The 10889-nt window shown below is 51.6% G+C and carries 8 protein-coding genes and 2 pseudogenes; 3 read left to right on the forward strand and 7 right to left on the reverse strand.

The genetic code is table 11. The features are described 5' to 3' along the window. Both CBW22_RS22360 and CBW22_RS27070 read right to left on the reverse strand, forming a co-directional pair. A partial coding sequence (locus CBW22_RS22360; RefSeq protein WP_141097347.1) for a recombinase family protein occupies positions 1-989 on the reverse strand: 989 nt, incomplete at its 3' end. Between the two features lie 306 nt (positions 990-1295). Beyond that, a pseudogene (locus CBW22_RS27070) lies at positions 1296-2378 on the reverse strand (IS3 family transposase). A gap of 937 nt (positions 2379-3315) precedes the next feature. On the opposite strand from CBW22_RS27070, the pseudogene CBW22_RS22375 reads away from it, so the two are divergent. From CBW22_RS22375 to CBW22_RS22385, 3 genes and pseudogenes are all read left to right on the forward strand, one after another. After that, a pseudogene (locus CBW22_RS22375) lies at positions 3316-5130 on the forward strand (AAA family ATPase). Further along, the gene (locus tag CBW22_RS22380) at positions 5091-5444 is read left to right on the forward strand and encodes a hypothetical protein (protein WP_088517905.1); all 354 of its coding nucleotides are present in this window, start codon (positions 5091-5093) and stop codon (positions 5442-5444) included. Before CBW22_RS22375 ends, CBW22_RS22380 begins: the two are co-directional and overlap by 40 nt. Positions 5445-5522: 78 nt before the next feature. Further along, a complete protein-coding gene (locus tag CBW22_RS22385; RefSeq protein ID WP_088517906.1) occupies positions 5523-6077 on the forward strand; it encodes a hypothetical protein in 555 nt (184 codons plus the stop codon). 239 nt (positions 6078-6316) lie between these two features. Here CBW22_RS22385 and CBW22_RS22390 read toward each other — a convergent pair whose 3' ends face one another. The 5 genes from CBW22_RS22390 to CBW22_RS22410 form a co-directional block, all read right to left on the reverse strand. Further along, entirely contained in the window at positions 6317-7204 is an 888-nt protein-coding gene (locus CBW22_RS22390) for a metal ABC transporter permease (RefSeq protein WP_088517907.1), read from the reverse strand. Next, complete coding sequence (locus CBW22_RS22395) at positions 7201-8058, reverse strand: metal ABC transporter permease (RefSeq protein WP_141097349.1); 858 nt, start codon at positions 8056-8058, stop codon at positions 7201-7203. Before CBW22_RS22395 ends, CBW22_RS22390 begins: the two co-directional genes overlap by 4 nt. Before the next feature lie 11 nt (positions 8059-8069). Beyond that, positions 8070-8906, reverse strand: coding sequence for a metal ABC transporter ATP-binding protein (locus CBW22_RS22400; protein ID WP_088517909.1), 837 nt, complete (start codon positions 8904-8906; stop codon positions 8070-8072). Beyond that, complete coding sequence (locus CBW22_RS22405; RefSeq protein ID WP_088517910.1) at positions 8893-9807, reverse strand: metal ABC transporter substrate-binding protein; 915 nt, start codon at positions 9805-9807, stop codon at positions 8893-8895. The genes CBW22_RS22400 and CBW22_RS22405 overlap by 14 nt, the downstream gene beginning before the upstream one ends. Before the next feature lie 244 nt (positions 9808-10051). Then, positions 10052-10612, reverse strand: a complete 561-nt coding sequence (locus CBW22_RS22410) for a recombinase family protein (protein WP_088517911.1) — start codon at positions 10610-10612, stop codon at positions 10052-10054. Positions 10613-10889 lie beyond the last annotated feature (277 nt).

Consider the following 10889-nt stretch of genomic DNA (forward strand, 5'->3'; position numbering starts at 1 on the left):
CATACGTAGTAGCCATAGCCCTTTACCGAGATTCCGGTCAGGATGACCGCATGACCGCAGAGGCCGCACCGCATCAGCCCGCGGAAAATATTGATGAGGTAAGGGTTAAAATTACCATCCCTGCGGCTTTCCGGTTCCCGGTACATCAGCTGCGCGCGCACAAAATCCTCTTCGCTAATGATTGGCGGGTAGTACCCGGGTATTTCCTCCGCCTCTGTCGCGGTGCACTGATGTGACGGCACGAGATACCCTATTACCGCCTTTTTTCTGACCAGGCGTTCGATGGATGATGAGTTCCACTGTGATACCTTTCCCTTCAGATTTTCCTTTCCCTGCGCGTTCAGCGCGCAGCTGATCCTGACAAAGGACATGCCTTCAAGACGCATGTGGAAAACTGAGCGGATTACCTCTGCGCGCTCTTCCAGCACGTCAAAGCCGTTGCGGGAAGCGTTAACCTTCAGCCAGTAGGGGCACTTCGCTGTCATGATTGTTCCCGCTGCAGCCGCCTTCCGCTTTTCCGCCCAGGCGGCGCGCATGCGCCTGGACTTCATTTCGCTTTCCTCATTCGCCCGCTGTGCAATCAGAATGGCCCTGATAATGGCAAAAGGGTCGTCCAGTGAACCGCGGGTGTAACGTAAATTATCGCTGAGCGTGACGACGTCAATGCCGGCTTCCAGCACCGCCCGCAGACGGCCTGTGGCATCGCCGATTTTCTCGCGTGACAGCCTGTCGAGGCTTTCAATCAGCAGTACCGTACCGCTCTCGACGAGCCCCCGCTCAACCGCTGCCATAAATACGGCGAAGGCACCCCGGACGGCGTGTTGGCCACGCCAGGCGCTCAGCCCCATGTCCTCGTAGGTAACAGGATCAAGGTAATAATCAGGGTTATGAATGAGCCATTCACCGATAAGTTTTTTCTGGCGCCTGGCTGAGTCACCTTTCGCCTGCTGCAGCGAGGAAAAACGAAGGTATGCAATCGCCTTTTTCATGGAAACACCGCCTGAAAAGTCAGTTCAAGACGTGCAGCGTACGCGTGTCGTGCAGTCTGACTACAGCGTCTTTCCACCGGTAAGATTAACGGTACAGTTCCGGCAAAACTGTCGTTCGGCTCAGATTTTATCGCTGACTAAGAAGGTTTTGTCTCAGTGGTCTGCTGCGTCAAATCAGGCTTTGGGTGATCATTAATATGACTCTGAACTGTGACCTGCCCCAGTCTTAGACAATTACCAGTTAGTAATGTTATTTTGTGACCCTGACCCGGAATATGATCCATGCATAATCAGGAATAACCGGCTTCAGGCAGGATGCTTATTCTGACAACCGGCTGATTTTTCGGTGAATTCTGTTGGGGTCATCCAGCCCAGCGCGGAATGGAGACGACTCGGGTTATGGTGTATGCGCAAGGCCCCGATTTTGTACCGGGCATCCTCCATGGACATAAACCCGTTCCCTTTCAGACACTCCTGACGCAGCCTGCCGTTGAGTGATTCTACCGTGGCATTATCTGTGGGAGTACCTGGCCGTGAGAAGTTAATCCGGATATCACGTTCGAACATCTTCTTATCCGGCATTTTTCTGCAAATTCAGAGCAATTATCTGTTTTCAGGAACTGCGGTAACGGACGTCTCAACGCGATGATGTTCAGCATCTCAGCCACTTCTGAAAAGCGCAGGTTCTGGCCTACGAAGGTCCCCGGACGTTCGCGCGTGAAGAGATCGATTACCGTCAGCAGGCGAAGCTGGCAACCTTTAAACAGCGCACCGGAGACAAAGGCCTTTCCCTAAACGTGACCGGGATACGGCCCCTGCGGCTGGGGTTGACGTTAAAGCGCAGATTTATTGCGGCGGGGGCGTTTCAGCCGCAGCGATAATCCCTGCTCGCGGTAAAGCCGGTAAATGCGCTTGTGATCGTGGTGTCAGCCTTCCCGTTTCAGCATGTGTGTACCCTGCGGTAGTCATAGTGGACCCGGGTTTCGGTTATCTCCCTGATACGAACCCGCAGCGCGCTGTCTTCTGCTGCAACGGAGGGATACCTGAACAAACTGCGGTTGATCTTCAGCGCAAAGCATACATGTCTTTCACTGGCACCGTAGCGGGTTTGTAAGTCCCTGACCCACTTGCGCAAGCTTGCCCGCGTCAGCTCTTTTTTGCCAGTACGTCCTGCAGCATGGCCTTGTCGGGGTTCAAATCTGCAACCAGCTTCTTCAGGCGAAGGTTTTCCTTTCCGGGCTGCCGCATATGCTTCAGTTCTGATGGAGAAATTCCACCGTACTTTTTGCGTTAGGCAAAGAACGTGGCGTCGGAGATGCCCGGCCTGCGGCAGACGTCCGGTATGGGCGTACCGGGCTCAGCCTGCTTCAGAACAAAGACAATCTGCACTTCGGTAAATCATGACTTTTTCATCGGCACAACCTCCGTTAAGGGGAGTAAACATCATGCCGGAATACTGTTTCTGAATGGAATGGAGCTGGATCATTTGTCCATGGCCTTGGGGTTACTCCACTAAATGACTCTGGGGTGTCTGTTAAACCCGTAGCGATTCACATCATCAGCTGTGCGGATATGCCAGCATGGGCAGTCAGGTTCCTGAATGGTCACAGCACTCTTATCCATAATGGTGACGTATGGGCTCGTCCGGTTGCTACCCAGACTTCATGAGCCGATTTATATCCCTGACGGGAATTACTACAACGCTTGCACATAAAAAATTTCCTTATCAATATTCACGTCCGTGTTTTTTCTTAACCTGATAATCACTGAAGTGGCATTCACCATCACATCATGTGAAAGGATGAAACTACACGCCTGCTAACTGTCACTTATGCAATTACCTGAACGCTATCCATACGGGATCCGACTTATTCATTTATGCGGACTTTTACGGAAGTAATTAAGCGGAGGGTAGCAGGAAATACAGGTGAGAGGATAAGATTCCGACGCACAAAACAAACCTTAACATACTATATTATAGCACATTTTATGATTTCGTCCCAAAAATTTGCGCAGAAAATCGCCGCGATCCGCTTCTTGGGGTTTTCGGATCTACATTGAGGATGAAGTGCACTGATGCACATAGGACAGCAATTGAACATTATTTTTGCTAAAAAAACATTATTGAAAAAAGTGCACAAAATAATATTTATTGTTGCTGTTTAGGCAATTTTACTTCAATCAAATCATGAAGGTAATCACTTCCTGTCATGCCTGATTGGGAACGCAAGATTGGTTCAGATAAATCTGATCAGGATGGCACAACCAGAATGAAAAGTGGGCTACGATGGAAAGGCTCAAAGAACTCAGGGATAAGGAGAAAAAAATGGCTCAACTCAGGATCCGAGGCGTAAGAAGCTACGCGCCTGACCGGGATATCTGCTTTGATCTCAGCAGTAAGGTGACACTCATCTATGGCCAGAACGGCTCGGGGAAATCCACGGTGTCAGGTTATTTTTATGACCGGCAGGCGGATCAATACCGTCACTGTGCCTTTGAGAGCCCGCACATCAACCACTTTCAGGTCTTTAATCAGGAATACATTGATAGTAAATTCGCCCGCGCGGACTATCAGCCCGGAATCTTCACTCTCAGTGAGGCCAATCAGGAAAGCCAGGATAAAATAAACAGTAATAATAAAGAAAGAACAAAACTGAGTGCCCGCCTGGAGAAAATTAATGAGGAGATTGCACAAAAAGAAGGAATGAAAGAAACGATCGTCGACCACTGTGCCAGGGATATTTTCAACCGGACAGTCAATAACAGGAAAACCCTCAGCGATTTCCTTGATGGCGCCAAAATTAAAAGATCGTTTTACGAACGTATGGTTGCAACACCACTTTCAGACGTGCGTACCACAACTGATGAACTGACTGATAAATGGCGGATGTTAAGTCAAAGCGAAGGAACGATTGTCGGCGAAATTCATATTCCACGAACAACTGTCTTAACGGAAGAAACAATAATACTGATGCAAGAACCTGTTATGACTGCAAACAGCACGCAATTCTCTGCACTCATCCAGAAAATTGGTAATGCAGACTGGGTGCGCTAGGGGCAGCATTATATACATGACGATGTTTGCCCGTTCTGCCGCCAGTCCTTTGATGTCAGGGCCTTTTCGCGCGAACTCACTCAGATGTTCGATGAGTCTTATCAGACATCTCTTGGGAGGCTGAGCCAGGCAGCTGAAGGACTGGCTCAGGACTGTGATGCCATGGCCGAATTTGAACACCGCGTTGCAACCCATTCTTTTGTTGATGAGGGAAGTCAGATTTTATCTCTGGTGAAAGCGGTAAATAAAGGCTTTCAGATTTTGTTACAGCAACTCCTTAATAAAATTAAAGAACCGTCTCTGAAGGTACAACCTGAGAACCTTAAGGAACCCCTGTTCTTACTCCAGAATGAAGTGGACGCGTTCAATACCCGGGTACGGGAAAATAACCGACTGGCTGAAAACTTCACTCAAGAAAAACAGTCCCTTTACGCTGATGTCATGGCGCATCTCAGAGGGATTTGCGAAGAGTTCTTTACCGAACGTGACAGGCAGCTTGGCGAGCTACAGAATGAAATTAACAGTAGGTTGCGCGATTGCGAGATCATCGAATCAAGCAAGAAGCAGTTGGATGACGAGACGAATGCGCTGACCGGACAACTCTCCGACATACAACCCACCATTGACAGTATCAACGCGAATCTCAGGTTACTGGGGATCAACGGCTTTGAAATCATCTGCCATGATGCTGAGATGAAACTATACCGTCTGCGCCGGGGAAGCGAGCCTGAGAAGGCGGAAGTATTCAAATCTCTCAGTGAGGGTGAGAAAACAATGGTTTCTTTCCTTTATTTCATAGAATCATGCTCCGGCAGTCTCACCCCCGAATCCATTCATCCGGAAAATAAACTTATTGTTATTGACGATCCGATCTCCAGCCTGTCACATAACTATATCTATGAAGTCGCAGCACTCATTAAACGGAAAATAATAAAGTTAGGCGCAGCGAGACATGTAGTTATACTGACTCACAATACGTCCTGGCCCGGTCGGGAACGAAATGGCAGGCCCGGTATGAAAGAACCCGCTTTTATCTCAAGGACGGCATGGGCGGCGGCGGTCGCGGCAACCTGCTACGCTTTCTGACGTACGTTAAAACCCGGCTGAGCCACGTCCCGATTGAATCCTGGCTTTACCGGCATCCGGACCGGAGCGATCCGGAACTCGGCTTTCACCATCCGGAGCACTACATTCAGCACCTTTCCCTGACCAGTAAAACCGACTGGCTGTTCCGGCTGCTGAACGGAGACTCACCCAAAGGGTTTACCCTGTCGTTTGGCTATGAGCTGGACAGGCTCAGGGAACTGCCGTACGGGCAGGAAGAAAATCGCCCGGCGCCAGCTGAAGTTGACGGGGCAGAGGGACAGCAGGCGGCCGGTAATGATGCCCCGTCGTCTTGAGTCGGGTATTGTCCCGTTAGTTTCATCCGTTCCGGCGCGGCCGTATAATCACAGCCTTTATATCCAGGATTATATCTGATGCCGGTCGGGGACGATGCGCTGCGCGAGGCGATTTCGCGCTATACGGAATGGGTTTATCGTGTGTCAGTGACAGGCGCGGGCGTGCCGGCGGAAGAGTGGCGTGCGCCGCTCTTTACCTATCTTCTGACGAACAAGCAGTTTAACGAGTTGAAGGTGATCTGCAGCCGGCAGGGATGGCCGCCACCGCCGGGCAGGGGCATTACCTTCTTTCCGCACGTCATCAGTCATATCCTTACCGCGCGAACGGGCAAGGACCGGCTGACCTGGCAGGAATGTGCGACCGTGCTCACTGCCGCACTCAGCCCGCGCAGCACGGTGGCCGTGCAGAAGTCCCACGATCAGCAGGTCATCGTACTGAATTCAGTAGACGTATTACGGGTTGGTAAAACGCAGGAAAAATACCGGGGAATGCTGATAGTCGAAGTAACCATAAAAAATTTGGCCCCGGTAACGGCGTATCACGCCTCCGAGGCCTCGTGCCATTCTGAAAAACGGCAGATAGGATGTAATCAGTCGGGGGTACGCCACCCTGAGCGGCTTTCCGCAACTTAATGCGAATAAACCATCGTGCCCAGCGTTCTCCCCATCGGTTCAGCTTGCGCTGATCTGCATGGCATCGGCGATTTTCCATGCGTCAACCGACTACACAGTAATTATATCGCCCCTTTGACGCCTGCGTCAAACCTGAGTATGACCTGCCGTCAGCGGTGCCAGATTTTGCTTTCACTTCTGCGGCGGCTCCTTGCCTCCGACGCCGCGAAACGCCTGATAAACACAAAACAAGGCGTGAATCAGACAGGCTTTCCGCTCACCTTGTCATCACCCCTGGTGTGGGAGTTATTGCGCCGCAGCATTCCATTCCGCGGCGCAAACAGGAATGCCAGCAGGAACAGGACAGCCTGCACCAGTACGATGGTTGCACCGGTTTCACCGTTCAGCCAGAAGCTGGCGAACGTTCCCACGACTGTGGCGGTAACGGCTGACAGTACTGAAACCAGGAGCATGGGATAAAAACGCCGGGTGAGCAGGAATCCGATACACCCCGGGGCTATCAGCATGGCGACAACGAGTACGATGCCCGTCACCTGCAGTGCCGTCACGGCCGTGGCTGCAACCAGAACCAGTAAAATCAGCTCAAGCCGGGCCGGCGAAAGTCCGATGACGCTGGCCTGACACGGGTCAAAACAGAACAGAATGAGGTCTTTGCGCATAATCAGCACCGCCAGAAGCGTCAGCGTCCCGATGATGACAGTCTGGATGAGAACGCTGGTTTCAATTCCCAGCAGATTCCCGAACAGGATATGCATGAAATGCACGTTACCCGGCGTTGCCACCAGTAAAATCATCCCCACGCCGAGAAATCCTGTAAAGGAAATCCCCAGCAGGGCGTCCGGTTTTACCGTGGTCATATTTCGCGCTGCGCCGGCAATCACTACGCAGGCCACGCCACTGACGATCGCACCCAGGGCCATCGGTACGCCGATGATATAGGCGAAGATAACCCCGGGCAGAATAGCGTGAGACATGGCATCACCAATCAGCGCCCAGCCTTTCAGCACAATAAAGCAGGAGAGTACCGCACACACTGAACAGACAAAGACGCCGGTCGCCATCGCCTTCAGCATAAAGTCATACCGCAGCGGCTGAAGCAGCGATTCCAGTATTACGTCGAAATTCATCGGGCCGCCTCCCTGTTGATCGCTTTACGGCGGCGGGTTGCCAGGATGCCCTTTGCCGGCGCGAAGAGTAAAGCCAGGATAAACATTACGGTCTGTAGCACCACGATAGCTCCTCCGGTTGAGCCATCCAGGAAGTAACTGATATAGGCCCCCCCGGCGCACGCCAGTGCGGCCAGCAGAGGCGCAATGAATAACATCCGGGAGAACTTCTGCGTCAGAAGCTGCGCGGTTGCTCCGGGTGTAATCAGCATGGCCACCACCAGTAATGCGCCAACCGCCTGCAGCGCTGCAACAGCAGCCAGAGACAGCAGTATCAGCAGCAGCAGGTGCAGCGCGCTGACGTTAAGTCCTATGGCCCGCGCGTGACTCGGGTCAAAACAGTAAATCAGCAGGTCTTTCCACTTCACCGCAAACGTGACGATGCAGATGACACCAATAATTGCCACCTGCACCAGGTCAGCCGTGGAGATACCCAGCAGATTACCGAAGAGAATGGTCTGGATACGGATATTGGTGGGGAATACCGAAATAATAAATGACCCTGCCGCAAAAAAAGCGGTGAACACAACGCCAATCACGGCATCATTTTTCAGTACGGAATTGCGCTCTATCAACCCAATCCCCAGCACCGCCAGCAGCCCGGCCACGAAGGCGCCAAGGGCAAAGGGACCGCCGGCCAGCGCAGCAATAGCCACACCCGGCACAACAGAATGCGAGAGCGCATCACCCAGCAGCGACCATCCTTTTAGCGTCACAAAGCAGGATAAAAGGCCGCACAGTGCGCCAACCGCTGCGCCACCAAACATCGCTTTTATCATGAAGGTGTAGCTGAAAGGTTGCGCAAGCAGTGTCAGAAGAGACTCACTCAGCATGATGGCACACCTTCCCCGCCGGGCGCCCTGCCGTCCTGTACCCCGGAAGATGCCAGACCGACCGGAAGCTGATTGATCGCTCCGCCAAACGTTTTGCCAAGGTTATGCGGAGTATAAACCTCGCTCACCGGTCCGGAAGAAATCAGGGTGACGTTGATCATCATCACCTCATCACAGTAGCCAGGCACACTTGCCAGATTATGGGTGGAAACAATGATGATATGACCCTCTTCCCTGAGCTCGCGCAGAATATCAATAATGGCGTGCTCGGTCTTCACGTCGACTCCGGTGAACGGCTCATCAAGCAGCATAATCTTGCTCTGCTGTGCCAGCGCGCGCGCCAGAAAGACGCGTTTGCGCTGGCCCCCCGACAGCTCACCAATCTGACGTTCTGCAAACGCTTCCATACCAACACGCTTAAGACTGTCTGCGACGATTTCCTTATCCTTTTCAGAAGGGATACGTAAGAAGCCCATACGGCCCTGCCGGCCCATCATCACCACATCATGCACTGATACAGGAAAAGTCCAGTCCACTTCTTCGGTCTGGGGAACATACGCGATAATGTTCTGCTTCTGCGCCCATCTGACGGGATGATGACAGACCTCAACCTTACCGGATGTTGGCGAAACGAACCCCATAATCGCCTTGAACAGCGTCGACTTCCCGGCTCCGTTCATGCCGATGAGCCCACAGATAGTGGGCTTGCTGAGTTCAAAGCTGACATCTGACAGGCCGATATTGCCGCCCCGGTAAGAAACACTCAGGTCTGCTACGCTGACAGCCGGCGAAAGAGAATCACGATCGGTACTATCATTAATTGCTGACATTGAATGCCTTCAGAATAGTTTTAGCGTTGTAGTCAAGAAGCTTAATGTAGGTGGGGGCCGGACCTTCATCAGTGGTCAGGCTGTCAACAAACAGCGTTCCGCCAAATTTCGCGCCGGTTTCAGAAGCCACCTGCTTCATGGCTTTATCGTTAACCGTACTTTCACAGAACACGGCGGGTACATGGTTCTTGCGTACCTGATCGATGACGCGGCGCACCTGCTGTGGCGTGCCTTCTTCGTCAGCGTTGACGCCCCACAGATACAGCTCATTGAGATGATAGTTGCGCGTCAGGTAGGAAAATGCGCCTTCGCAGGAAACCAGCGTGCGCTCGTTTGCCGGAATTTTCGCGAGCATGGTGGAAATAGGCGCATTCAGGGCTTCAAGTTTTTTTGTGTATTCTGCCGCGTTGCGGTCATAAGTGGCGGCATTCTCCGGATCAACCTTATCCAGCGCTTTACGGATGTTTTCAACGTATATTACCGCATTCGCTGGTGACATCCATGAGTGTGGATTCGGCTTACCTGAATACTCACCGTCCTTAATCATCATAGGCTCAATGCCGTCAGAGACGACGACGCTCGGTACGTCATGAACGCCCTGGAAAAATTTATCGAACCAGCGCTCCAGGCCGAATCCGTTACGCAGAACCAGATCGGCGGACTGCGCTTTCACAATGTCCAGCGGCGTAGGCTGATAATCATGAATTTCCGCGCCGGGTTTGGTGATGGACTCCACAATGGCTTTATCACCCGCCACATTCTGCGCGATATCCTGCAGGATGGTGAATGTGGTCAGGATCCTTTTAGGCTTTGCATCCTGAGCCATGGCCGGGATGGCTGTCAGTACGTACGAGACCACTGCCACAGAGGCAATCATGAAACGTCTGGTTTTGTTCAGCATTTACATTTCCTTGTTTGGCGAAAAAGAAAACACATATAGCATGTGCTATAATATATAGCACATGCTATATTAAGTGAGAATAGTTATTGTTTACTTTCCACCTGCCAGATGCTCCTGATGCGACCTTTCTTCTGCGCGAGTGAAAATCCATCTCATTTTGGCGAGCAGTTACTTCAGACTAATTGAAATTCTATACCCATGATTTTACTGGTAAATAAAATTGATTCTGGAAAGGAGAGAGGTGTCAATTTGGGGGCTGAAAACGTTTTTTCAGTCTGAAATAAGTGGCGCGGGATATTCCTGTTTTCTCAGATACTGCCTTCAGGGGCTGGCCCTGCTGAATAAGCTCAAGTGCTTTTACAGTGCCCCCATGAGGCTTTCTGCCGAACCTGACACCGGAAGCCATTGCGGCAATCCGTCCCTCATTGGTTCGCTCCAGAATGCGCTCCCACTCAGCTTCAGCCACGGCTGCCAAGATCTGAATGACCATTTTCCCCATAGTACCTTCCGTACTGAGGCCGTTTTCCAGAAACCGGATGGCGATCCCCTTTTTATAGCAGGCGTCAACGATATGGATCATATCAGCCGTATTGCGTCCGAGGCGGTCCATTTTGGTACAGATGATGATGTCATCTTTTTCTGCCCGGCCAAGCAGGCGTTGTAGTCCCTCACGCTCGTCAGTGGCCCCGGTCATCATGTCGGTAAAAATCCGGTCTTCGCGCACACCGGCACTTTTCAGTTCAGCCACCTGGAGCGTCAGCTTCTGGTGGCTGGTTGATACCCTGGCATAGCCCAGTAACGCCATTTCAGTCTCACAAATCGTTTTTGATACAAAGTGGTATCATAATACTAAAATTACGATTTCTGATACCCTTTCCCACTCTGGTTTTGACAGGTATCAAATATCATAATATTTCGGACGGTTGCTAAATTGTTAAATTATGATCTTCAGGCAGGGAGGTCGATATGCCCGTTGATTTTCTGACCACTGAGCAGGAACTGAATTATGGTCGCTATGTTGCAGAACCCAATGACGTGCAGCTGGCGCGCTATTTTCATCTTGATGAACCGGATCTTGCTTT

It is taken from the genome of Pantoea sp. VS1 (assembly GCF_002207995.1).
GTDB lineage: Bacteria > Pseudomonadota > Gammaproteobacteria > Enterobacterales > Enterobacteriaceae > Pantoea > Pantoea dispersa.